Consider the following 24,768-nt stretch of genomic DNA (forward strand, 5'->3'; position numbering starts at 1 on the left):
AAGTTTGTCTTTATTCGACTCTAGTAGGCCAATCCACGGGTGCGAAAGGCACCCCGAAAAGTGTCTTCCTTTATGATACGGGCCCTGTAAGTTTGGCCACTATCCTGGGCGCGTTTCGCGGCCTTTACTCCCCCTGCAGGGGGGAGAGTTGGGTGTTGGCATGGTCAATAACTTGGCGGCCCAATTTGCGGTTGGCGGTTGTTCCCAACACCGCGCCTACACCCATCGGCAGCAGCTTAGACACCCATGCCCACTTCAGCTTCTTGGTGGCCTGCTTCATAAACAGCTTGGTCAGGCGGCCGTTGAGGCCGCTGAGGGTAGGGCCGGAGAAGCGCGAGAGAGTAGCCGCGGAGGTTACACCGGACAGTGAGGTCACATCGCCCACAAAGGTATCGACCAAGGCGCTGCCCTGGGAGCCGGTAAGCACCACCAACACGAGTGCACGGCGGCGCTCCTTATCCCGGATGTCGTCACCGCGCAGGTGCGCCGAGGCGAGGATGTACCACGCGGCTGCTTCGAGGAAGACCAAGGATTCAGCGCCAACGGTGGCCGCGCCGGTAACGAGGCCGATACCGGGGATAGCAGCGGAGGCACCGGCGGCGGCACCCGTACCGGTGATGATGTTCATGAAGTGCTTGTCAATGAGCGCTTGGAGCTGAGCCGGGCTGGCGTCGGCGTTGCGCTTCTTTAGACCTTCGACGTAGTTGATGATGACGGAAGACTGCACCGAGACGATCTTGTCGATGGCCCCTAAGAAACCTTGGGTAATGCGGTTGGACTCATCAACCTCCAAGGTGCCTACGGTCTCGGAAGTGCTGGCCCCTTCTTTAGATGAATCCCGGCGGCTAACAGTTTTGTTCTTTTTGTCAAAGACCTTGTCGAGCATTGTCTCACCTTATTTCTTTGCTAATGCTGATTGTGAATCTGAACTGTATGTTCACCACCGTATCGAAAAAGCTTTATTGAGCGCGTCGGCAAGCTAGCACACTAGGGTATGAGACATGAGCGAGTTTGAGCCTTCCCCTCCGCGTGAGGTCAGCGCGGCCGCGGCGCGCTTGCTTGCAGATTCCCTCCACGCCCGTGCCCGCGCCGCCCACGAGGCAGCACGCACCGCGCTTGCCGACGATCTCACGGTCCTCACCAGCGGCGGTTGGGTACGTGGCTGCATCGAAGAGGAATTGCGCACGGACCGTCCGCTGAGCGCGCCCGTGCGATCGTGGCGCGGGATTCCCTTCGGCGCGGATACGTCGGGCGCGAACCGTTTCATGGAGCCGCGCCCGGCCCCGGCCTGGGAAGGGATCCGGGATTGCCGCGAGTTTGGCCACGTTGCTCCGCAGCCGGTCTATTCCTGGACCGACCGCATTGAAGGCGCAGAGGACTGCCTGACTCTCGATGTCGTCCGCCCGCACCATGCGGGTGGGGTCGATGCACCGTCGGGTTCTCAGGAAGGGGAGAAGCTGCCCGTCGTGGTGTATCTACACGGCGGCAGCTTCATCGTGGGCTCCTCCCACATGTTGATGCTGCGCGGTTTCGAATTCGCGGCGCAGATGGGCGTGGTCTATGTTTCGGTGAATTTTCGCCTGGGGGCTTTGGGCTACCTTGACGTCCGCAGTCTTGGCGGGGAGGCCTGTGCCAACCCGGCCGTGGCGGACCAGGTTTTGGCTTTGGAGTGGGTGCGGGACAATATCGCGGCCTTCGGCGGGGACCCAGACAACGTCACGCTCATGGGGGAATCCGCCGGCGGTGCGGCGGTCCTGACGTTGATGGCTGTTCCGCGCGCCGAGGGCCTGTTCCACCGTGCGATTGCTCAATCACCACCTATCGGCATGATCCATTCGCGAGCGCAGTCAGTCTTTTGGGCCCGCGAGCTGGTCCACAAGATGGCCTTGCCGCGTGATACCACCGCGGATGATCTGCGCCGCGAGGATTTCGCGGACGTGGTGCGCTCCGGTCAGTCCATGATGTGGCGCGCGGGCGAGTTACTGTATCTAAATTCCTGCTATGCGCCGACTGTCGACGGCGACCTCATCCCACAGCACCCCATCGAGGCCTTTGAGGCCGGCAACCAGCACCCCGTGCCGTTACTTGTAGGAACTAATTCCGGTGAAGCTAGTTTTGGCAAGTTCCTCTACCAGCGTCAGAGTGCGCGTGAGCGCGCAGCGCTGCGCCTGTTAGCTTCCTTCGATCCGGAGAGCGCACCGGATGTCGTCGCGGCATACGGCGGTGCGGTCTCGCGCCGCGACTTCGGGGACTTGCTTACCGACGCCCTCTTCTGGGCCCCCACCGTCCGCGTGGCTTCAGAGCATGCGCGGCGCTATCCGACGTGGATGTACCGCTTCGACTTCGCCCCGGCAGCACTGCGTTGGTTGGGCTTGGGAGCGATGCACTCGATGGAGCTCTCCAATATCTTTGGTGATCCGGGAGCATCACGCGTCTCCTTCCTCACCAGCATTGCTAAATCCTCCGAAATGGAGGAGGTGACCGAGACCATGCAGGCGCAATGGGGCGAGTTCATCAGGGGAGGGGCTCCTGAAGACAACTGGCCGCAATATCGCGCACCGCAGCGCTCGACGATGGTTTTCGATGTGGAGCCGCGCGTCGAGGAGGCACCGATGGAGGGACGTCGTCAAGCGTGGGAGGCCTACGACATGTTGGAGTGGGGCACCGGGCGCCCGGAGATTCTGAAGGAACTGGGATTCCTGCTTGAGGACGGCAGCTATTGAGGGCAAACGCAGGTAAGATGTGTGGGGCCTTGGCAGCAGCCTGGGTGAGACTCCCACATGGATGGATGTTTATCACATGAGCTTTTTTGAAGATATCGCCTCTGCGCTGGACGGGGAGGGCATTGAGTCCCGCGTCAATGACGATGTGATGTTCGTGCCCATCACCTCCGATTTGGAAATCCAGTTTGTGGAAATTGACCCACTTCTGCCAGCCGCCAACGTATATATCGCCGCCGCCGACGTGGACGAGGATGACGAAGACTTCGAGGCCGTTTTGGTGTCCGTGGCGTTCTCTGTGGAGGATGCGGTTGAGGCCGTATCCCGCCACATCGCCACGGACCAGGTGGTGACGGTGCTGCGTGACCTGCTGGAGGGCACCGATGAGCGCATCGCTGAGTTGGAGTTTGTCCAGGACGAATTCAACCCGAACCTCGTCGTGGCGGAGGTAGCCAATGACTCGGAACTGCGCGTGCTGGTGGAGACCATCGACGGTGTCCCGAGCGCGGTCGTGCGTTTCCTCTCCTTCGACTTTGATGAGGAAGAGCTCGATGAGCTGGAGGATGAGGCAATCAGCAAGCTCTGGGACATCGAGACTCCAGAGGACCTGAGCGAAGAAGAGCGCGTTGCCATCTTCGGCGACGCGGAAGACGTGGACGGCGGGCTAGCCCCCATCATCGAGGTTCCTGCCGAGGCCCTCGAACTGGGCACCTACACTGATTTTGACCGTCTCTTTGACGTGCTGAGCCTTGTCTCCGATCAGGCCTTGGACTGGGAAGCCCAGCTGGTTAGCATCGATGACTCCGATTTTGACGAGCCTGATGTCTATGACATCTTCGGCGCCGATGATGAGGACGAGGATGACGTTCTTTTCGACGACGATGACGACGATGATGATGACGATGACTCCGACATCGAGGAAGGCGACGCCGACGACTAGAAGCGTCCGGGGTAGGGTAGGAGCGTACTTTTCCTAACGTCGATGAGGAGCAACCAAGACAAATGCCGATTGGCAAGGCATCACTGAGCCAGCGTCTGTGTGTTGGCACCGCGCTAGTGTGCGTGGCCTTGTCTTGGGTCCTGTCGTTGCGCTCGGACTATGGCCATCGTGATTTTGTCTTTTCCTCCGTGCTTTCGACCGGCGTGTGGTGCCTGAGTCTGCTCGGCGCAATTCTCTTCATTGCCGCACAGTGGCGGTCCTTGGGTAACCACGCACTGTTCAACCCTTTGCTTGCAGTGGCGGCAAACCTCCTCTTGTCGTCGTTGATCTTCAACATCAACATCCCCTTGTACCTCGACATGATGGGCACGGCTTTCATAGCAATCGTTTACGGCCCCGTCTTGGGAATGGGCACCGCAGTGTTGAGCGCTTGCCTGGCTAGTATCAATAACCCGTCGCTCTTGGCGTATTTGCCAACAGCCGTGGTGGTGGCCTATTTGTTTGGCTGGCTTGCGCGCCGTGGTGCGTTTAAACGAATGCTGGCCATGATGCTTGCTGGTACCGGTCTGGGCATTGTCGCAGGATTGTTGTCCGCCGTTTCTACGTGGTTACTACCCAGCGATTACGGCCAGCGCGGCCCCGCTGAACTAATAGCGCTGTGGGAGCTCATACTGCATGATGAACGCCTCGCCATACTGCTTCAGAACCTGTGCTCTGACGTCATTGACAAGACGTTTACGGCGCTTGTGGTGTGCATTGCAATCCGCTTGGCGCCGAAACCCATCCTCCGCCTTTATGACTACCCGGAGACGCGCCCAGCATTGGATCGCGTGCTGACGGAGGACAGGTTCTCACTTTCTCTTGATGAGGAGCCGCCCAAAGGTTTTCTGGACCGGACCCAGCGCTATTTCTAGCGACTGAGCATCTCAATTAGATAAGGCCCACCGGTATTAGGCGGCCTGACTAAACCCTTCGAAAAGGGAAAGCGGGGAATGCACCGGTGTGTAGGTGCTATCCACCAGCCACACGAACGTAGCCGCGCTGCTGCTGGAAATCTCATGCACTGCGGAGACGAGTTCTTCAGGAACTAGGGCTCGCACCCACGCTTCCGCTAGTGAGGGGGCGACGGGGCGGCCAGTGGGATCAGTAATGCGCACCGTAACGAGGTAGGAGGGCACGCGCTTTTCGCCATACCCCAGAACGCGGGCCTTAGCCCGCTCACCCACGCGGTGGCGCGTAATAGTAAGCGTCAGGGGGAGCGCTTCACCGCCATATATCTCTACCGGTGGCAATACCTTTGATGGCGGGCGCCACTGTGGCGTCGGCCGCGCAAGCGAGCGTGGATGGCGGATGATGCTCTCTATGGAGCGAAGCGTTTCGTGGTGATGGTAGAGGATATCCGCGGTGAGTTCACCGGTGCTGAGAGTGGACGGGGACTGAACGGAAGTGTGAATGCTGCTGTAGTTCTTCATGGCCCACACACTAGAAATCCACGCGGACATCACCGAACCTTTAAGGGAACGTATGTTCGATGAAACGTTCGGCGATTTGACGGGGTGGGATACAGTGAATGGCGATATGAAAAATACTGCAGCTCCGCAGGTTAAAATCCCGCGGGAAATTTGGGTCATGGTCACCGCCGGGTTCATCATCGCCTTGGGGTACGGGCTCATTGCGCCGCTGCTTCCACAGTTCATCGTCAGCTTCGACGTCTCGATGGCCGCAGCCGGCCTCGTTGTCTCCGTCTTTTCCGCTAGCCGCCTTGTCTTCGCCCCGGCCGCCGGCTTCCTCATTGACCGCGTGGGCACGCGCCGCGTGTACGTGACAGGTTTGTTCACCGTGGCGCTCACCACCGGTTTGGTGGGAATGGCGCAGGAATACTGGCAGATCGTCGCCTTGCGGGCTATCGCCGGCATTGGCTCGACGATGTTTACTGTCGCGGCGATGGGGCTCATCGTGCGCCTGGCACCGCCCAGCATCCGCGGGCGCTGTTCGGCCACCTACGCCACATCCTTCCTTCTCGGCAACGTGATTGGTCCGCTCGTGGGTGCGAGCCTTTCCTTCCTGGGCTTCCGGTGGCCCTTCTTTATTTACGGCACCGGTGTGGCCATCGCCGCGCTGGTTGTGTGGATCCTCATGCCGTCGGTCAATCGCGCCGATGAGCGCCGGCGCCAACTCCGTCCGATGCACTTGGCGGAAGCCTGGGAGGATACCGCCTACCGGGCGGTACTGACGTCGAACTTTGCCCAAGGCTGGATCAACATGGGTGTGCGCGTGGCTGTCCTCCCTCTGTTCGCAGCCGCCATTTTTGCCAACGGTGCCTCCACGTCGGGCGTCGCTCTGGCGGCCTTCGCCGCCGGCAACGCCATTGTCCTGCAGTTCTCCGGATCATGGTCCGACCGGGTCGGACGTCGCCCGCTCATCATTGCAGGACTGGTGGGCTCCGCATTGTTCGTTGGTACGCTGGGCTTGGCGACGAACATCGTATCCCTCCTCATCCTCTCCGCCCTGTCCGGCGCGGCATCGGGCCTCATCGCACCGTCGCAGCAAGCAGCCGTGGCGGACATCGTCGGCTCGCAGCGCTCGGGCGGACAGGTGCTGTCGACGTTCCAGATGGCGGGTGACTTCGGGCAGATTTTAGGCCCGATTTTCATCGGGCTGCTGGCGGATAGGTACGGATTTGAGACCGCTTTCGGGTTCTGCGCGCTCGTGGCTGCGGCCGGCATTGTTGCGTGGGCATTCGGCCGCGACATCTTGGGTGAGCGGAAGATCATTCTGCGTGGGTTGCGCCGCCGCTACCACCCGCGGCGATAGAGAGCAGAATAGTCCGACTGCGAATTGCTAGCGGAGTTGTGCTGACGGAGTTTCGGGGCGAGACTAATGCTACTTAGCTCGTGTGGCGCGCTTTCTTGCTGCATGCAGCCCAGCGTGGGGTGGTGCCAGTCTTGAAGCTGCGTTCCCTAAAACGCGTAAACCCATACACGGAAGTTTCGGAACCGGTATCTGGGCGGTTCCAGCGCTTTTGGCTACGCTCGCTCGCGGCTCCCATAACCGACCTCCATTTTTCTGCACCAAGGCAACAGAGATTAATTACTTCTTAATCTGCTAAGAAAGGATTAATTTATGGTGGTTATGGCGTCAACTTCCCCGGTTTGGCTCAATGTGAGGTTTAAGCCACAGTGCGCCCGGCTGCATAGAGCTGCTTGGGCATGTCACGGCGGAGGCTCCATTCGAACTGGATCGGCTTTTCACCGCTGTGCGTGACGTAGTCGACGTTTCCTAGGAAGGTATATGCCGAAGCCGTGTCCACCTTGTTCTTCTTATTAAAACGGGTTGCGATGATGATGTTGCCGTTGAGCTCATGGTGGTGGATGTAGCGGCGGGCCATCGCGGACTTAAGTGATGTGGTGGATTGGGATTCCCAGTGCAAACGATCCGGTGCTAGCGGGTAATCGCGGTAGTTTGTCGAAGCACTAACGTTCTCATCCTTTTGGAAAGTAACCAGGAAAAGATCAGTGTTAGAGGCATCGAAGCGGCGGACTCCTTCGCGTGGGAGGTTGGCGAGCTTGCGCAGAGAGCCATCGTCCAAAGCGCCGACGAGTTCGGCGAGGCTGTAATCCGCGTGTGTTTCCAAGACACTATTCGTCGATTTCTCTGGGATGACTCGGGAGCGGTCGAGTGTGAGCCGCATAACCTGAGTTACTTCGGCGACGAAGGCAGGGCAGGCGCGGATGATGCCCAGGGCCTGGTCAATGGTCTCTGGGATTGCCGTATTTGAGTTCGCCCACAGAGCCAGCACAAGCATGGTGGCGTACCGGACTTGCTCGGGGGTCATATCGTTCTCATATGGCCCATCCGGAGAAACCAGGAGACTGTAGGCCGCTACGCGGTTGGGATCGTTGATGTGTAGCAGCACCCGGATTCGGCTGAGTAGAAACTCTTCGTGCTCGCTCGCAGGGCCGGAGGGCAGCAGGTTCTCGTCGCGAAGCAGCGTGGTCCACGTAATGCCCTTGCGACGGTAGATGTCTTCCACGGGGACGCCAGAGCTATTTATGAAGCTTGCGAGGTCGGTCGAGCCGTAGTCAGTAATGAGTGCTCGTATCTTCTTAACGGTGTTCCGGGCCAAGCGTTTGATGTTCTTTAGAACGCGCTCGGTCGTCACGCGGTCCAAGGTGATGCTAGAGCCAGGCGGGGCAGTAGGGAATCCTTGCTCTACCTCCTTGGCGAGGTTCTTTCCGCGAGCGGCGGTAAGCACCTTGAAGCGCTCTTCGAAATCGAATTCCTCGTGCTGGAGACCTAAGAAATCAAAGACGGTGCAGTCGTTTTTTCCTTCGTTGAGGCGCCAAGCTGTTGGACAAAGAGCACTGGGCTTTGCGTCGGGCGCAGAAGCAACAGCGTGTTGACCGCTGGGATGTCGACGCCTTCGTTGAAAATATCGACCGCGAAGATGATCTTGATAGTTCCCTCGCGAAGCTGCTCGATGGCGCGACGACGCTCATCAACGTTGAGCTTGCTGCTGACCGCTAGGGCAGGGATGCCGAAAAGGTTGAATTGCTCCGCCATGTATTCGGCGTGGGCGATGGTCACGCAGAAGCCAAGGGCTTTCATTTCGGAGAGATCGAAGATGCGACGGTTGAGCTCATTGATGATGAACCTGGTGCGCTTCTCTCCGGCCTTGATATAAAACTCGCTCAGCTCCGAAGCTTGGTAGTCCTTCTTTCCACGGTTCCAGGTCAGGCTCGTCAGGTCGGTATCATCGTCTACTCCGTAGTAGTGCAACGGCGTGAGGAGCTGGAGACATAACGCATCCCAGAGGCGAAGCTCATGGGCTACGCGATAGTCGAAATATTTTTGGACATTCTCGCCGTCACCGCGCTCCGGTGTGGCCGTGAGGCCAAGGAGTTCACGTGGTTGCAGGTAGTCCAGAACTGCGCGGTAGGTCGAAGCTTCGGCGTGGTGGAACTCATCAATGACGACGACCTCAAAATGGTCCGGTGCAATCTGGGTCAGGCGCTTGCCATGCAGAGACTGGATGCTCGCGAAGACATGGTCCCACTGGGCAGGCTGTTCACCGCTGAGGAGGAGCTCGCCAAAGCTGGCAGTGCGAAGAACCTCGCGGTACGTCCGCTGGGCCTGGGTGAGAATCTCACGCCGGTGGGCAATGAAAAGCAGCCGTGGCCTTCGCCCCAGCTTCTCGCAAAGGCGGCGGTAGTCCAATGCGGCCACGACCGTCTTGCCTGTACCGGTGGCGGCAATGAGGAGGTTGCGGTGACGATCGTGAACTTCGCGCTCGGACTCTAAAGCTTCGAGCATCTCTTCTTGGTAGGGGTAGGGCTCGACGCGAAGGCCAGATAGCTCGAGCTTTTCGCCGGGCTTTGATTCGAGGAATTTGGCGCTGCCGAGAGCCTCTTTGAGGCGCGCGTAGTCCTTCTCCGGAACAAAGGTTTTGAAGTGATTGTCGTACCAATAGCTATCGAAGGTCTTGATGAACTTCTCAATGATCTCCGGCGTGGAGGAACGAGAACCTCGGACGTTCCATTCCCAACCATCAACCAGCGCTGAGCGCGAAAGGTTTGAGCTGCCGATAAACGCGGTGTCGAACCCGGATTTTCGCCGAAAGAGCCAGGCTTTGGCATGCAAACGTGTGCTCTTGTGTTCGTAGCAAATGCGGACTTCAGCACCGTAATCTTCCACGAGTCGGCGCACTGCGGCTGCTTCGGTCGCCCCGCAGTAAGTGGACGTAATGACTCGCAACGGAATCTGGTGATCCCTGAGGTATTCCAGTTCATCGCTGATGATCGCAATGCCCGAGCTCTTGATGAAAGCGCACAGCAGATCGACGGAGTCCGCCGTTCTAATCTCGCGAGCGATTTCGACCGACATATTGGTGTCGTCCACGCTGTTGGTGAACAAGGCACTGGTGTTGAGCGAGACTTCCGGAAGCTCCGGGGCCTCCTCGAGCTCTGATCGATAGATGGCGTAGAGCAGCTGTTCTGCGGCGATAGACTCATCCGCACCGAGGTGTTGTGCTAGCGCATTGATGAGGGCAACGCGGTCTTCCGCCTTCGTCATCTCGGTGAGTTTTTGTTCAAGTGATTTGGCAAAATGCTGGGACACTGCCGCGGCGAAGCGCGGATTGACGTCCTTCGTGGACTCGTGAGCGATGCCAGTAGCAGCCGTGGGGCGAGCCCGTTTGGTCTCCTCGATCCGCTCCTGAATACGAGCGGTGACGGGGGTTTCGTAGATGCCGAAGGGCAGGATGGATTCGGAGCTCATAGGCGCGAAGAAATGAGTTTGACGGTGGGAATGTCTGCGGGAGCCCAGTCGAGTTCCCGTGCCGTGGCAGGGGTCACCCAACGCGTCTCGTCGTGATCACTAAGGGTTAGTTCACCGGACTCGAGGCGGCACAGAAAAGTAGTTAGTTCAATGGTGGCGAAGTCATACTCGTACACGGTCGTGGTGACTTTGTCGCCAACGGTTGCGGTTACGGAAAGCTCTTCCTTGATCTCACGCGCGAGCGCCTGCTCTGGGGTTTCGCCAGTTTCAATCTTGCCGCCCGGAAACTCCCACATGCCGGCGAGGGACTTACCAGGAGCCTTGCGGCAGGCAAGGAAGCGATTGCCGTCTGTGAAGACGGCTCCGACAACGCGAATCGGTGAACTCATGGGGACCAGTATGCCGGCTGGCCCCGCTCTTATCTAGGAATTCGCGTCCGTGGCAGCAGAAAAATGCGCCGTCACAATGTCATCAATCAATCGCGCGGCCAGCTTGGCGGTGTGGGCGTCGATGTCGAAGGTGGGGTTGAGCTCGACGACGTCGACAAGCGCCAGGCGTCCCGTGGCGGCGATGGTGAGTGCGAGTTCCCGGATGATGTTTAACGGCACGCCGAGGCCTGCGGGGGCGGAGACGCCAGGGGCTTGGTCGGCGGGCAGAACGTCCAAGTCGATGGAGAGGTGGATGGGTGTGGTGCCGGCGCAGATGCGCGCGGCGGTGTCGCGCACCTGTGCGCGGTCCATGCTGAGCAATTCCTCGTCGAGGACGACGGTGACGCCGAGGGTGGAGGCTTCGTCGAAAAGCACCGGCGTGTTGTTAGGACGGGAGATTCCCAGGACGGAATAGTCGAAGTCCTCGCGGCCGACCAGCTCAGAAATTTGCTTGAACGGGGTGCCGGAGGTGGGCACGTCCGCGGTGCGGAGATCGAAATGCGCGTCCAGGTTGATGATCTGCAGTGGGCCCTGGGCGCGGAAGGCGCCGCGGTGGGAGCCGAAGGCCGTCTCATGGCCGCCGCCGAGGATGATGGGCAGGTGCCCGGCGCGCGAGAGCGATTCCACAGCGTCGGAGAGGCGCTCGTGGGAGCCCTCCAGGTCGGTGCCTTGAGTGGTGATCGTGCCGGCGTCGTAAAGCGGGTGCGTATGGTGCAGCGCCAGGGAACCCAGGGCGCTGCGCAGAGCGGCCGGGCCCGCAGCAGCGCCGGGGCGGCCATGGTTGCGCTCAACGCCCTCGTCGGAGGCAAAACCCAGGAGTGCAACGCCGGATTCTGCCTGGGGCTTGGCGACGTCCAGCGGGCGAACCACGCTGTGCCACCGCGCATGCTCGGGGCCCGGGCCATCGGAGCGGCCGGACCACTCGGGGGCAGGGGAGTAGGCGGGGGCATCAACGGTGTTCATGGTTATCCTTTCGCGTCTGTTCCTTGCGGGCCCGTTCCCTGTGGGGCCCGCGCGGCGGTGCGGCGGCCGGTGAGGTAGAAGATGGCCGTCATGAGGAGGATGAAGATAACGCCCGTGGCGAGTGCCGGGCGGTACTGCTCCTGCCACACCATGATGCCAAAAGTGAAGATGATGAAGGCGATGGAGAAGTATTGGCCCCAAGGCCAGAAGGGGACGGTGTATTCCAGGCTGGCGCGTTCTTCGGTGGGCATCTGGCGGCGGGAGGCCACGTGGGCCAGGAGGATCATCAACCACACGTAGATGGTGGCGAAGGTGGCCAGGGAGGCGATGATTTCGAAGACATTCTCCGGGATGAGCGCGTTGAGCGCGGTGCCGATGATCATGACGATGAGCAGGATAATCATGGTCATGACGGGCACACCCCGAGTCTTCTTCGCCATGATCTGCGGCGCGAGGTTCTGGCGTGCCAAGCCGGTGAGGACGTTGCCGGCGCCGAAGAGATCGGCGTTGATGGCAGAAACCGCCGCGGTGATGACGACGACGTTGAGGGCGGCCGCGGCCCAGGTGACGCCGAGGGTGGAGAAGATTTGGACGAAGGGGCTTTCCTCACCGGTGATGCTGCGCCAGGGGTTGATCATGAGGATGACCAGGATGGCCAAGACATAGAACAGCAGGATGCGCACCGGGATGGTGTTGACGGCCTTCGGCACGGACTTGGCGGGATCTTCTGCCTCCGCACTGGCCACACCGACGATCTCCGTGCCGCCGAAGGCGAAGAGGACCAGGATGAAGGAGGCGACCATTCCGGAAATACCGTTGGGGAAGAAACCGCCATCGTTGACCAGGTTGGCCGGGCCGGTGGTCTCCGCGGTGGAGAGGCCGAATACTAGGACAGCCACGCCGCCGAGGATCATCGCGATGACCGCACCAACCTTGACGATGGTGAAGGCGAATTCCAGCTCGCCGAAGGCCTTGACGGTGGCGAGGTTGGCGCCGCCGACGAGAAGCAGTGTGGCGGCTACCCACACCCATTTGGGCGAGCCGGGGAACCAGAATTGCATGTAGACGCCGATGGCGGTGAGATCCGCCAGGGCCACGATGACCATCTCGAAGGCGAACATCCAGCCAGTGATATAGCCGGCCCAGGGGCCTAGGAAGGTGCGGGCGTACTCGGCGAAGGAGCCAGTGACGGGGTGGTGCACGGACATCTCACCGAGTGCGCGCAGGAGGAAGTAGACGACGGCGCCGCCGAGAAGGTAGACCAAGAGCACCGAGGGGCCGGCGGCTTGGATGGCGCCGGCGGAGCCATAGAACAGGCCGGTGCCGATGGCCGAGCCTAAGGCGATGAAGTGCAGGTGCCGGTGTTTCAAGCCGGGGCGCTTGGCGGTGGTTTCTGCCACGGGGATGCGTCCTCCTCTGTCCCCTGTATGGCGCTTGGTGGTCCTAGCGCCGCGGATTAAGGGGAGTAGTTGGTGCGGGTGGGTCTGGGAGTTACTTTCCTCTAGTTCAGACGTGGGGTCAATTTTGTGGTGGGGTGGCACGGTTGGGCTCTATGGCGGGGAACTCATTCCGCTTGTGGGGGTGACGTGTGTGACAAGTATGTGTGGTGCCGCTAGTATGTGGAAGACCTGCGTGTGGCTGTCGCGTGGGCACGGCTTCAAGCAACCGCCTTTTCTTGGCGTGTGCTTGATCGGCGCGATCATTTAAGAGAACGCGTTTGTGGCCATGCTAATGACGTGTAGTTTCCACCACCGTGAGGTAGAACATGAACTCTGAAGACGCAATCGTTGACGCCTTCTACGAGAGCGACGACGATGTCCCCTCCAAGAAGGGCATCTGGCGCCTCTTTGTCTACAGCGCTATTGGCGCTTTCGTATTCTTCTTTCCCATTAGCTATGACGGAAAGAAGTCCATCCCGCTTGACCACATGGTCACCATCATCCGCACTTATGCCGATGCCTTCGTGCCCTGGTTCATCCTGGCGCTGGCGCTTTATGGCATGGTGCGCAGCATCGTGAACAAGAATTGGCGGGAGGGGCCACTGCAGGCGGTCTTTACCGCGCTCAACGTGGTGGGCCTAGTGGTCTCCTTCCTCATGGTCATTGGAACGCTGCCGGGAGTGCTGGCCAACGAGGACATCGTGCCCTTCCTGTGGAATTCCATTGCCACTCCGGTAGGCCTTATCGTGCCGATTGGCGGCGCCTTCCTCGGCCTTCTGATTGGCTATGGCCTCCTGGAATTCGTCGGCGTATTCATGCAGCCCATCATGCGCCCGCTCTGGCGCACGCCGGGGCGCTCCGCCATCGATGCGGTGGCCTCCTTCGTGGGCTCTTACTCGCTGGGAATCCTGATTACTGACCGCGTGTATCAGCGCGGCGGCTACACTGCGCGTGAGGCATCCATCATCGCGACGGGCTTCTCGACGGTCTCGGCGGCCTTCATGGTGATCGTCGCCAAGCAGCTCGATCTGATGGGCATGTGGGGCACCTACTTCGCGGTATCCCTCGTGGTGACCTTTGTGGTTACTGCAATCACTGTGTGGATTCCGCCGCTGAGCAGGATCCCTGATGAGTACGTGGACGGCGTGCAACCGGACCCCGAAAAGCCGGTCAAGGGTAACTTCATCAAGGCCGCGTGGCGCGAGGCGCTGCTGGCGCTGGACCGCGCGCCGTCCTTGGGTGCTGCCATTTGGGAGAACCTGCGCGATGGCGTGCGCATGGCGGCGGCAATCGTGCCCTCCATCATGTCCGTGGGCCTGATCGGCCTTCTGCTGGCTAACTTCACTCCACTTTTCGATTGGTTGGGCTACCTGTTCTATCCCTTCGCGTGGATTGTCCAGCTGCCGGAACCGGAGCTGGCGGGCAAGGCCGCGGCAATGGGCATTGCGGAGATGTTCCTGCCGGCGACGGCAGTGGCGGGCTCTGAGAGCATGGTGCTCAAGTTTGTCATCGGCGTGGTGGCGATTTCCGCCATCATCTTTTTCTCCGCGCTGGTGCCCTGCATCCTGGCCACCAAGATTCCGATCAAGCTGTGGCAGATTGTGGTCATCTGGTTCGAGCGCGTGGTGCTGACCATCATTATTGCGACGCCGATTGCCTTCCTGGTGACCTAAGGAAGGCTCAGTCGAGGGCTCACTAGAATGTGGGCCCATGAGTACCTCCCGAGTCCCGGCGGCGCGCAACGCGCTGGAAATCCTCCGGCTGCTGTCCACCATCGACGTGCCGATTTCCGCCGCGCGCATTCGCAGTGAGCTGAACCTGCCGCGCTCGTCCACCTACCACCTGCTCAAGGAGATGGTAGACGCGGGATTCGTGGTGCACCTCCCGGAGAACCAAACCTATGGGTTGGGGCTCGCTGCCTATTCCATGGCCGCGGCTTATGCCACGCAGCAGCCCCTCGTGAAGGCAACGCAGGGGCACCTTGAACGTATCGCTAGCACTGTGGGCGGCTCGGGGCACCTGTCGCGCTTGGCGGGTTCGGAGATCCTCTACCTCAACGAGGTGCGCGCGCCGGGGGCGCTGTCACTGGTCACGGAGAGGGGAGTGCGCCTGCAGGCACAAAAGACGGCCTCCGGGCGCGCCATGCTGGCGCTGCTACCAGAAGCGGAATGGCGGGCGGCATATTTCCCTGGTTCTCTAGGCTTCGGCGAATACAAGGACATCTTGCGCCAGGTGCGTGAGCGCGGGTGGGCCGAAGAAGTTGAGGTGGTGGCGCGGGGGCAGGCGTCGGTTGGCGTGGCGGTGGTAGACCACGTGGGCAGGCCCGCGGCGGCGCTGGCTGTGACCTTTCCCGTGGGCACCGTTGATGCCGCCGGCGCGGCGGAGAAATTACACGCGGCTGCGCAGCAGGTTGCGGCGAGGATGTACGGGCGCCGTTAGTGCGCGTGGGTGTGCGAGGTGCTTGCGCGCCGGGGAACCTGTTGTACTATGAGCGCAGCGCGTAAGGCTGTCGCGCGTATCACTATTTTTCTAAACTTGTGAAAGCAAGTACGTATTTTCGCGTGCCTTTTTACCCCTTATTGAAAGGGGTGAGGTGCGGGTAATGCAGTGACGTCGAAGGAGCCTTACATGTCCAATTCTTATCCCTCCACTGTGACCGTGGGCATCGGTGCGCTGAGCATCGAAGAGGTTGTAGCCGTAGCGCGCTATGGCGCACAGGTAGAGATTTCTGAGGATGCCCTGGCGGAAATCGCTTCCACTCGCGAGCGCGTCGAGGAGCTGGCCCAGGACCCGACTCCGGTATACGGCATTTCTACTGGTTTCGGCGCGCTGGCCCGCCGTCATATTCCGGAGGAGATGCGCGCGCAGCTGCAGCTCTCGCTCGTGCGCTCGCATGCGGCGGGCACGGGTCCGGAGGTAGAGCAAGAGGTCATTCGCGCGCTCATGTTGCTGCGTTTGTCCACCCTGTGCACGGGCCGCACCGGCGTGCGTCCGGTGGTGGCGCAGACCTATGCCGCGGTGCTCAATGCGAACATCCACCCGGTGGTCCGCGAGTACGGTTCCTTGGGCTGTTCCGGCGACTTGGCACCGCTCGCGCACTGCGCGCTGGCGCTGTTGGGTGAGGGCGAGGTGCGCGTCGATGGCGGCGACATCACCCCAGCCGCGGAGGCCCTGTCTGCTGCGGGCATTGAGCCGCTCAAGCTGCGGGAGAAGGAAGGCTTGGCGCTAATTAACGGCACCGACGGCATGCTTGGCCAGCTATGTCTGGCTATTACAGATCTGCGAGAACTGGCCAAGACCGCGGATATCGCTACCGCAATGACGGTGGAAGGTCTGCTGGGCACGCTGGTGGTCTTCGCCGATGACCTGCAGCAGCTGCGCCCGCACCCGGGCCAGGCGGATGCTGCGGCCAACATCCTGCAGGTCGCAGAGGGATCGGAGATTCTCGCGGCTGCCCTCGAGGAGTTTAAGAAGAAGCAGGTGCAGGACGCCTACTCGGTGCGCTGCGCCCCGCAGGTGGCCGGTGGTTTCCGCGATACCCTGGCGCACACCGCCTTGGTTGCGGAGCGGGAGCTCGCCGCGGCCGTCGACAACCCGGTCGTGGCCAAGGATGGGCGCGTGGTTTCCAACGGCAACTTCCACGGCGCGCCGGTGGCCTACGCGCTGGACTTCCTAGCCATCGTGGTGGCTGACTTGGCCTCCATCTCCGAGCGCCGGACCGACCGCTTCCTCGACGTCGCCCGCAACCGCGGACTCAACGCCTTCCTGGCCGATGACCCAGGCGTGGACTCCGGTCACATGATTGCGCAGTATGCGCAGGCTGGCATCGTCTCTGAGCTCAAGCGCCTGGCCAACCCGTCTTCGGCGGATTCCATCCCGTCTTCGGCGATGCAGGAAGACCACGTCTCCATGGGCTGGTCGGGCGCGCGCAAGCTGCGCAAGGCAGTCGATGGCTTGCAGCGCGTGCTTGCCATCGAAATTCTCACCGCCGCCCGCGCTATTGATATGCGCGAGGGCCAGCCGGCCAAGGGTACTGGCGCGGTCATCGACGCTCTGCGCCAGACTGTGCAGGGGCCGGGCACCGACCGCTACCTCTCCCCGGAGGTTGAGGAGACCGTGCGCCTAGTTAAGGAAGGTGCGCTGGTGGCTGCGGTAGAGGGGGCCGTCGGCACGCTGCGCTAACTCCACCCCAGCCCCATGGTCCACGCGGTCCATGGGGCTTTCTCGTCCGCCCTTGATTTCAAAAGTGCAGACCTGGAAGTACAGACCTGCTGGTCGTCGCAAAGCACTGCCTTGGCGCTTCACGACGCCCACGCTGCATGAATGCACTTCCAGGTCTGCACTTTTGGCTGGGCACCGGATTGCAGGTAGTGCGGCGGAGGCGAAGTACGGAAGCCTATCTGTGGCGAGGCGCACAAAGCTGGGTTATGAGTAGTGCATGAACAATGAACAACTCTTTAACTTCTTAGACCAGCATCTTATCGACCTTCGCAAGCTACCCAATGATGATCCCCGGTGGAAGAAGGTGCACGCCGGCAAGGTAGCCAAACTGGCGTGGTGCTTCGTACTGCCGATGATGCATTGGTACGAACTCAAGCCGTGGCAGAAGGAGACCACGAAGGCATATGTGCTCGGGTTGACCTTGCCCAAGGCAACATTAGTGGGAAAATCCGCCGCCCTTATTCACGGAATTCCGCTGGTTGTGCCGCCGACCGAATGGGAGGCAACGTTGCCTTCGAACTCGGTACCTCCACGATCTAAAGCCACTGTCCGTTATCGCCGCATGGACTTGCGCGGTAAAGAGACGGTGGTTCACGGGATTCGCGTGTCAACCCTGGAGCGCACGGCCATTGATATTGCGCGGTTCTATGGATTTGAGGAGGGACTCGTTGCCGTCGATGACGTGCGGGCGCGCAATGCTGGCCAGTTCTGGATTAGCGAGACGCTCGGCGCTATGGGGAGAGTTAAGGGTGTTGCCGCCGCGCGGCGGGCGGTTGCTGACAGCGTCAATTGCGCGGAGTCACCGTGGGAATCCTATGCCCGTGCCTTGATTCTTGCGGCGGACTACCCGGAGCTGCGCTGGGTCAAGGCGCAGTATGTGATTGAGAACTATCGAGCGGACCTGGTCATTAATGGGTGGTTGGTGATTGAGATTGACGGGAACGTCAAGTACCGCTTCGAGGCCGAAGAGGTAATACGCGCGGAGCATCGGCGGCAGCAAGCCATCCTCAATAAGGGTTACATCGTTTTGAGGTTTAGCCCAGAACAGTTGAGTTCGCGGCCTGACTATTTCCAGGAGACGGTGGGGAAGCACTTGGCGCGCGGCCCGCGTTTGTAGATGTGCAGACCTGAAAGTGCAGACCTGCTGGTCGTCGTCAAGCACTGCCTTGGCGCTTCACGACGCCCACCTGCATGAATGCACTTCCAGGTCTGCACTTTTGGGTTTGGTGGAGGCGGGCAGCGCGCCGCTGCAGTACTGGTCGTGCGACAGTCTTGTATCTGAGACAGCTAGGCCAAAAGTGTCCTGGCTCATGGTGCTGTGTCACAGTAACTTGTCCTGTGTGACGCCGACCAAGCCTCTAGGGACAGCCCCGGGAAACCGGCCTGGGGCTTGGGAAGGCGTCGAAAAGCACGAGCGAAAGGAAGTCATGTCTGAACCCCGCGAAGTACGCGCCCCGCGCGGAACCGAACTGAACGCCAAGTCTTGGCAGACCGAAGCCCCGCTGCGCATGCTCATGAACAACCTCGACCCCGAGGTTGCTGAGCGCCCCGAGGACCTCGTGGTCTACGGTGGCACCGGCCGAGCTGCCCGCAGCTGGGAGGCCTTCGATGCCATCGTGGAGTCGCTCAAGGACCTTGAGTCTGATGAGACCCTGCTGGTGCAGTCCGGCAAGCCGGTGGGTATCTGGAAGACCAACGAGTGGGCACCGCGCGTGCTCATTGCCAATTCCAACCTGGTCGGTGACTGGGCCAATTGGGAGCACTTCCGCAAGCTCGAGGATGAGGGCCTCATGATGTACGGCCAAATGACGGCCGGTTCCTGGATTTACATCGCTACCCAGGGCATCCTGCAAGGCACTTTTGAGACCTTCGCGGCCGTGGCCAAGAAGCGCTTCAACGGAACGCTTGCCGGCACCTTTACCCTGACCGGTGGCTGCGGCGGCATGGGCGGCGCACAGCCGCTGTCCGTCACTCTCAATGGCGGCGCTTGCCTCATCGTCGATGTTGATGAGACCCGCCTGAAGCGCCGCCAGTCCAAGCGCTACCTCGATGAGGTCGTCACCGTCCTGGACGAGGCCCTCAAGCTGGTGCTCGACGCCAAGGAGAACAAGAAGCCTCTGTCCGTGGGTCTGGTGGGCAATGCCGCCGAGGTCTTCCCGGAGGTGCTGCGCCGCCAGCGTGCGGGCGAGTTCACCGTGGACATCGTTACGGACCAGACCTCCGCGCACGACCCGCTGAGCTACCTGCCCACCGAAATCACCGTCGAGGATTGGCACAACGAGGCCAAGGCAGATCCGACCACCTTCACGAAGAAGGCCCGCGAGGCCATGGCCGCCCAGGTCCAGGCCATGGTGGAATTCCAGGACGAGGGCGCCGAGGTCTTCGACTACGGCAACTCCATCCGCGACGAGGCCCGCAAGGCCGGCTACCAGCGCGCCTTCGAGTTCCCGGGCTTCGTCCCGGCCTACATCCGCCCGCTCTTCTGCGAGGGCCTTGGCCCGTTCCGCTGGGCGGCGCTTTCCGGCGACCCGGAGGACATCAAGGTCACCGACCAGGCGCTCAAGGAGCTCTTCCCGGACAACGAGCACCTGCACAACTGGCTCGATGCCGCCGAGGAGTACGTGGAGTTCGAGGGCCTGCCGGCGCGTATTTGCTGGCTGGGCTACAACGAGCGCCACAAGGCTGGCTTGCTCTTCAATGACCTAGTCAAGGAAGGCAAGATCAAGGCCCCGATCGTCATCGGTCGCGATCACCTGGACTCCGGCTCCGTGGCCTCCCCGTACCGCGAGACCGAGGCCATGCTCGATGGCACCGATGCTGTGGCTGACTGGCCGCTGCTCAACGCCATGACCGCTGTGTCTTCCGGTGCCACCTGGGTGTCCATCCACCACGGCGGTGGCGTAGGTATGGGCCGCTCCATCCACGCGGGGCAGGTCACCGTGGCCGATGGCACCGAGCTGGCCGCCGCCAAGCTGCGCGCGGTGCTCACCAACGACCCGGGCATGGGCGTTATCCGCCACGTGGATTCCGGTTACACTCGCGCCAAGGAAGTCGCCGACGAGCGCGGCGTGCGTATCCCGATGGAATTCAAGGCCCGCGACTAGACACGAGAGGAAAAGAAGATCATGTCCACCCTGTTTACTGGAATCTCAGAGCTGCGCACGGTGTCGGAGGCAGGCACGCTTGCCGACGCCTCCCTCATCGCCAACACCGACGGCACCATTGCCTGGATCGGATCGGCGTCCGAGGCGCCAGCCGCGGACGAGAAGGTCGACCTTGGCGGCCGCGCAGTTCTGCCGGGCTGGGTGGATTCCCATACCCACATGATCTTCGACGGCGACCGCTCCGCCGAGTTCGAAGCCCGCATGGCGGGCGAGTCTTACCAGGCCGGCGGCATCGCCGTGACCATGGATGCGACCCGTTCGGCGGGGGAGGAGCGCCTGGAAAAGCTCTTGGTGGAGCGCATCGCCGCCGCCCGCCGCGGGGGAACGACGACCCTGGAGACCAAGACCGGCTACGGCCTCAACACCGCCTCCGAGGTTGAGGCCGCTCGCGTGGCGGCCCGCCACGTCGATGACGTGACCTTCCTTGGCGCGCACCTCGTGCCGCCGGGAGCAGAGGCCGAGACCTACCTCGACGAGGTGGTCGGCCCCATGCTCGATGGGGTGGCCGAGCACGTGCAGTGGATTGACGTCTTCTGCGAGCGCGGTGCATTCGACGAGGATCAGTCGCGCCGCGTGCTCGAGGCCGGTAAGGCCCGCGGATTGGGCGTGCGCGTGCACGGCAACCAGCTGGGCGAGGGGCCAGGCGTAGCACTCGCGGTGGAGCTGGGTGCTGCCTCCGTGGACCACGTCAACTACCTCAGTGATGCCGATGTTGAGGCACTGGCGTCTTCGGATACGGTGGCCACCTTGCTGCCTGCCTGCGACCTGTCCACGCGTGAGCCGCTGGCGCCGGGACGCAAGCTTATCGACGCCGGCGCGACCGTCGCCATCGCCTCCAACCTCAACCCGGGCACCTCGTACACGTCCTCGATGAACTTTTGCGTGACCACGGCCGTGCTTCAGCAGCACCTTACGCTCGATGAGGCGATTGCCGCCGGCACGCTGGGCGGTGCCACCGCGCTGCGCCGCCAGAATGTTGGCGAGGGCAAGGATGCGCAGGGCCGTCCGGCCAAGGGCTCGCTGGTGGTCGGTGCTGCCGCGGACCTGCACGTGCTCGATGCCCCGAGCGCTATCCACCTGGCCTACCGCCCGGGCATGCCGATGACCTGGAAGACCTTCGTGGGTGGCCGCGAAGTCTAGGCCGGGGCAAAGGCACCATTTGAGGGGCACTTTATAAAGAAACCGACATGTATTGACGTGGGGTTTTAGATTTCGGAAGCCGCAAATGGTGCCTTTGGGTTTGGTATCTTCGGTCTTTTCGGGCCTTCGCGGACGGGGACTAAGTGTGATTCAAAGGGCTGGGTCAAATGGGGCTGAGTTAAAGGGCCTTGGCTGAAGTTCGAGGTGCCGGGGTGCCGCGTCGGGAAGAGACAGGTCGTGGGGAGAAATAGCTAATCTCACCTCAGTGCCGTACTCTGGTTTGAGCAATGAGCATTACCGATAACGCCACCGGCGGCGTCAACGAGCCGGAAGAATTCAATAAGTCGGAATCTCAGGAAAACTCGCAAGGTGGCGAAGCATTGGACGCTTCGCAGGTGTCGAACCATGACACCGGGGCTGCGAATAACCCTGAGGACACCGGCGCTGAAGAAGCTTCAGCCAACGACAACTCCCAGGGTTTTGCACACCTCGGCCTTCCCGATGACGTTCAGGAAGCCGTGTCCAAGGTGGGCTTTACCAAGCCATCCCCGATTCAGGAAGAAACCATCCCGATCCTCATGGAGGGCCGCGACGTCGTCGGCCTCGCCCAAACGGGTACGGGTAAGACCGCAGCCTTTGCACTGCCGGTGCTCTCCCAGATCGATACAGAAGCCCGCTATCCGCAGGCCCTTGTCCTTGCGCCTACGCGCGAGCTGGCCCTCCAGGTTGCGGACTCCTTCCAATCCTTCGCGGACCACCTTGGCCGCATCGAAGTCCTGCCCATCTACGGCGGCCAGGCCTATGGCATCCAGCTCTCTGGTCTGCGCCGTGGTGCCCAGATCATTGTGGGTACCCCGGGCCGTGTCATCGACCACCTGGAGAAGGGCTCCCTGGATATCTCCCAGTTGCGCTTCCTCGTCCTCGATGAGGCAGACGAGATGCTCAACATGGGCTTTCAGGAAGACGTTGAGCGCATTCTTGAGGACACCCCAGAGGACAAGCAGGTAGCGCTGTTTTCGGCCACCATGCCGAACTCCATCCGCCGCCTGTCCAAGCAGTACCTCAACAACCCTGCCGAAATAACGGTGAAGTCGGAGCGCCGCACCAATGACAACATCACGCAGCGCTTCCTCCTGACGCCGCACCGCCACAAGATGGATGCCTTCACTCGCATCCTCGAGGTCATTGACTACGACGCCATCATCGTCTTCTGCCGCACGAAGCATGCCACGGAGGATGTCGCTGACAGCCTCAAGGAGGCCGGCTACAACGCCGCTGCCATCAACGGCGATATCGCGCAGCAGCAGCGTGAGCGTACCGTCGATCAGCTCAAGGATGGCCGCCTGGACATCCTGGTGGCCACCGACGTTGCCGCCCGCGGCCTCGACGTCGACCGCATCACCCACGTGGTCAACTACGACATCCCGAATGACACCGAGTCCTACGTGCACCGCATCGGCCGCACCGGCCGTGCGGGCCGCACTGGTGAGGCCATCCTCTTCGTCACCCCGCGTGAGCGCCGCATGCTGCGCTCCATCGAGCGCGTGACCAACGCCCGCCTGGAGGAGATGGATCTCCCGACCGCGGATGAGGTCAATGCCAAGCGCAAGGAGAAGTTCTTCGCCGCCATCGGCGCCTCTCAGCAGGACAAGCAGTTCGACTTCTTCCGCGACATGGTGCGCGAATACTCCGCGGCAGAGAACGTGGCGATGGATGACATCGCGGCCTCCCTGGCTGTGCAGCTGCAGGGCGGAACGGACTTCCTGCTCAAGGAACGCCCGGTGTCCAAGAAGGACCGCCGCGAGCGCGATCGCTTTGAGCGCGACGGCCGCGGGCGCGACCGCGATCGTGATGGCCGCGGGCGTGACCGTGGTGGCCGCGACCGTGACCGCGGCCCGCGCCGCCCGGACGGGGACTTTGAGACGTACCGGCTGGACGTCGGCAAGCGCCAAGGCGTGCGCCCCGGCGCCATTGTGGGTGCGTTGGCCAACGAAGGTGGCCTGACCTCCAAGGACTTCGGCCGCATCACCATCGCCGTGGGCCACACCCTGGTGGACCTGCCGAAGAACTTGGACCCCGCAGTACTGGACCGTCTCAAGGACACCCGCATTTCTGGCCAGCTCATCAAGATTCAGAAGGATACCGGACGCCCACCGCGCCGGAACTTCGACGATGACCGCGGCCGCGGCGGTTACGGCGGGCGCGGACGTGGTGGACGCGGTGATCGTGGCGGATACCGTGACCGTGACCGCGGTGGACGCGGCCGTGATCGTGGTGGACGCCGCGGCGGCTGGCGCGACTAGCCTCCGCTCGGCGCCGCAGCGGCGTTAGATCCAGAAACCTCCCAAGCTCATAAGAGCCTAGGAGGTTTCGCTATTGGGGCCTAAACCCGAAGGATTAGACGTACATCAGGATGGCGCACACAACCCACAGCAGGTTGAAGATGCCGGAGAACATAGCCAGCTGCTTCTTTAGCTTGGCCACATCGGCGCTGCCCGGGGCAGCAATCGCGGACATAGCCTGGTTCTGCTTCGGGATGACCACGACGAGCAGGATAACCCAGGCGATGACGGCCAGAAGAAGAGCGATGTGGAACTGGACCTGGGACTTGTAGTAATTGAGGTCAGTAAGGAAGACAGCCAGACCGATAACCGGAACGATGGCGGAAATGTAACCATACGTCGAGGTGATCTTGTTGAGGACGCCGGCGGCACCAGCCGCAGAAGCATCACCGGAGCCAGCCTTTGCCAGCTGACCGGGGAAGGCGGAGGTGGAGATGCACACGGTACCGACCAACAAGATAGCGGCGAAGGCGTGGAGGAAGATGAGCAAGCTAGTCATGGGAGGGTGCTTATACCTTTCTGTACGGGGCTTTTCCCTGCGAGAGTCTAACGGCGCGGTGAGATGAAATCGAATCGACACTGGTGGCGCATGACCACGTAGTCGCGGGAGGGCAGCGGTAGTTGGTATTTGCGGGCCACTGCGGCAAGCCGCTGCGAGTAGTCGCAACGGTCGGCGGGCGGGAGCCAATCGGCCGGCAGAGAATCGGACTTGGCCTGGTTGAGGTTGCGGGCGGTGGCGACGAGGTTGAGCGGATCGTTAGCAAAGGCCATCTTTTTATCCGGCGGCCAAACTGATGCCCCAAGGTCCCAGGCCGCCGCGAGCGGGAAGACGTGGTCAACTTCCACGCGGTCCGGCGCGGGCGCGCGGGCATAGGGATCGTAGAGGGCCCCGTCGATAGTCTGCGCGGCCTTGACGTTGTCCCGTGTTCCAGGTGCCCATCCGCCGAAGTCTTCCCGTTCATAGCCGGGGACCTCCACGCGCGCGGGCACGGTTGCCACGCCCAGATCAGGTCCGGGGAGGAGGTGATAGCCGCCGTAGACAACGGTTGCCACGGAGAGGAAGCCTATATAGACCGTGCGCAGGTTCATGCACTTTTAGACTGCGCGGGGGTGTTCGCGGTTCCCGTATGAGCAG

Annotated in this window: 18 protein-coding genes and 1 pseudogene; 11 read left to right on the forward strand and 8 right to left on the reverse strand. The window is 61.5% G+C overall.

Going from position 1 to position 24,768, the window contains the following annotated elements:
* Positions 1-124: 124 nt before the first annotated feature.
* On the reverse strand, positions 125-886 hold the full coding sequence (locus ACUY3D_RS01160) for a hypothetical protein (RefSeq protein ID WP_239248466.1): 762 nt from the start codon (positions 884-886) through the stop codon (positions 125-127).
* Positions 887-1,001: 115 nt separating this feature from the next.
* On the opposite strand from ACUY3D_RS01160, the gene ACUY3D_RS01165 reads away from it, so the two are divergent.
* The 3 genes from ACUY3D_RS01165 to ACUY3D_RS01175 all read left to right on the forward strand — a co-directional run bounded on the left by ACUY3D_RS01165 (position 1,002) and on the right by ACUY3D_RS01175 (position 4,574).
* Positions 1,002-2,723, forward strand: coding sequence for a carboxylesterase/lipase family protein (locus ACUY3D_RS01165; RefSeq protein ID WP_269948150.1), 1,722 nt, complete (start codon positions 1,002-1,004; stop codon positions 2,721-2,723).
* 76 nt (positions 2,724-2,799) lie between these two features.
* Entirely contained in the window at positions 2,800-3,660 is an 861-nt protein-coding gene (locus ACUY3D_RS01170) for a DNA primase (RefSeq protein WP_269948151.1), read from the forward strand.
* A gap of 62 nt (positions 3,661-3,722) precedes the next feature.
* The gene (locus ACUY3D_RS01175; RefSeq protein WP_269948152.1) at positions 3,723-4,574 is read left to right on the forward strand and encodes a hypothetical protein; all 852 of its coding nucleotides are present in this window, start codon (positions 3,723-3,725) and stop codon (positions 4,572-4,574) included.
* Positions 4,575-4,610: 36 nt separating this feature from the next.
* Here the strand turns inward: ACUY3D_RS01175 and ACUY3D_RS01180 are convergent, their stop codons facing one another.
* Positions 4,611-5,132 carry a hypothetical protein gene (locus tag ACUY3D_RS01180; RefSeq protein WP_448240169.1) on the reverse strand — a complete coding sequence of 174 codons (522 nt, stop codon included), beginning with the start codon at positions 5,130-5,132 and terminating at the stop codon, positions 4,611-4,613.
* 106 nt (positions 5,133-5,238) lie between these two features.
* Here ACUY3D_RS01180 and ACUY3D_RS01185 point away from each other — a divergent pair, with 106 nt between their 5' ends.
* Complete coding sequence (locus ACUY3D_RS01185; protein ID WP_448240171.1) at positions 5,239-6,474, forward strand: MFS transporter; 1,236 nt, start codon at positions 5,239-5,241, stop codon at positions 6,472-6,474.
* A gap of 355 nt (positions 6,475-6,829) precedes the next feature.
* On the opposite strand, the pseudogene ACUY3D_RS01190 reads toward ACUY3D_RS01185, so the two are convergent.
* From ACUY3D_RS01190 to ACUY3D_RS01205, 4 genes and pseudogenes are all read right to left on the reverse strand, one after another.
* A pseudogene (locus ACUY3D_RS01190) lies at positions 6,830-9,936 on the reverse strand (DUF3427 domain-containing protein).
* Entirely contained in the window at positions 9,933-10,325 is a 393-nt protein-coding gene (locus tag ACUY3D_RS01195; RefSeq protein WP_448240173.1) for a (deoxy)nucleoside triphosphate pyrophosphohydrolase, read from the reverse strand. The pseudogene ACUY3D_RS01190 and the gene ACUY3D_RS01195 overlap by 4 nt, the downstream one beginning before the upstream one ends.
* A gap of 33 nt (positions 10,326-10,358) precedes the next feature.
* Positions 10,359-11,327 (reverse strand): formimidoylglutamase, encoded by a 969-nt coding sequence (gene hutG, locus ACUY3D_RS01200; protein WP_448240174.1) that lies wholly within the window; start codon positions 11,325-11,327, stop codon positions 10,359-10,361.
* A gap of 2 nt (positions 11,328-11,329) precedes the next feature.
* A complete protein-coding gene (locus ACUY3D_RS01205; protein ID WP_448240175.1) occupies positions 11,330-12,727 on the reverse strand; it encodes an amino acid permease in 1,398 nt (465 codons plus the stop codon).
* A 365-nt stretch (positions 12,728-13,092) separates the two neighbouring features.
* On the opposite strand from ACUY3D_RS01205, the gene ACUY3D_RS01210 reads away from it, so the two are divergent.
* The 7 genes from ACUY3D_RS01210 (at position 13,093) to ACUY3D_RS01240 (ending at position 23,594) form a co-directional block, all read left to right on the forward strand.
* Positions 13,093-14,439, forward strand: a complete 1,347-nt coding sequence (locus ACUY3D_RS01210) for a YjiH family protein (RefSeq protein ID WP_144269026.1) — start codon at positions 13,093-13,095, stop codon at positions 14,437-14,439.
* Between the two features lie 37 nt (positions 14,440-14,476).
* A complete protein-coding gene (locus ACUY3D_RS01215) occupies positions 14,477-15,205 on the forward strand; it encodes an IclR family transcriptional regulator (protein WP_144675946.1) in 729 nt (242 codons plus the stop codon).
* Between the two features lie 189 nt (positions 15,206-15,394).
* Positions 15,395-16,948, forward strand: coding sequence for a histidine ammonia-lyase (gene hutH, locus ACUY3D_RS01220; protein ID WP_448240176.1), 1,554 nt, complete (start codon positions 15,395-15,397; stop codon positions 16,946-16,948).
* A gap of 256 nt (positions 16,949-17,204) precedes the next feature.
* Entirely contained in the window at positions 17,205-18,104 is a 900-nt protein-coding gene (locus tag ACUY3D_RS01225) for a DUF559 domain-containing protein (protein ID WP_070531222.1), read from the forward strand.
* Positions 18,105-18,414: 310 nt separating this feature from the next.
* The gene (hutU, locus tag ACUY3D_RS01230; protein WP_448240177.1) at positions 18,415-20,091 is read left to right on the forward strand and encodes a urocanate hydratase; all 1,677 of its coding nucleotides are present in this window, start codon (positions 18,415-18,417) and stop codon (positions 20,089-20,091) included.
* A gap of 21 nt (positions 20,092-20,112) precedes the next feature.
* Positions 20,113-21,291: an imidazolonepropionase gene (gene hutI, locus ACUY3D_RS01235; protein WP_101736588.1), complete on the forward strand. Its 1,179-nt coding sequence runs from the start codon at positions 20,113-20,115 to the stop codon at positions 21,289-21,291.
* 287 nt (positions 21,292-21,578) lie between these two features.
* Positions 21,579-23,594: a DEAD/DEAH box helicase gene (locus ACUY3D_RS01240; protein WP_101736589.1), complete on the forward strand. Its 2,016-nt coding sequence runs from the start codon at positions 21,579-21,581 to the stop codon at positions 23,592-23,594.
* A gap of 94 nt (positions 23,595-23,688) precedes the next feature.
* Here the strand turns inward: ACUY3D_RS01240 and ACUY3D_RS01245 are convergent, their stop codons facing one another.
* A complete protein-coding gene (locus ACUY3D_RS01245) occupies positions 23,689-24,132 on the reverse strand; it encodes a DUF2269 domain-containing protein (RefSeq protein ID WP_070524983.1) in 444 nt (147 codons plus the stop codon).
* Positions 24,133-24,179: 47 nt separating this feature from the next.
* Positions 24,180-24,722: an HNH endonuclease family protein gene (locus tag ACUY3D_RS01250; RefSeq protein ID WP_070524985.1), complete on the reverse strand. Its 543-nt coding sequence runs from the start codon at positions 24,720-24,722 to the stop codon at positions 24,180-24,182.
* Positions 24,723-24,768: the final 46 nt, after the last annotated feature.

The sequence above is a fragment of the Corynebacterium guaraldiae genome, assembly GCF_053480195.1.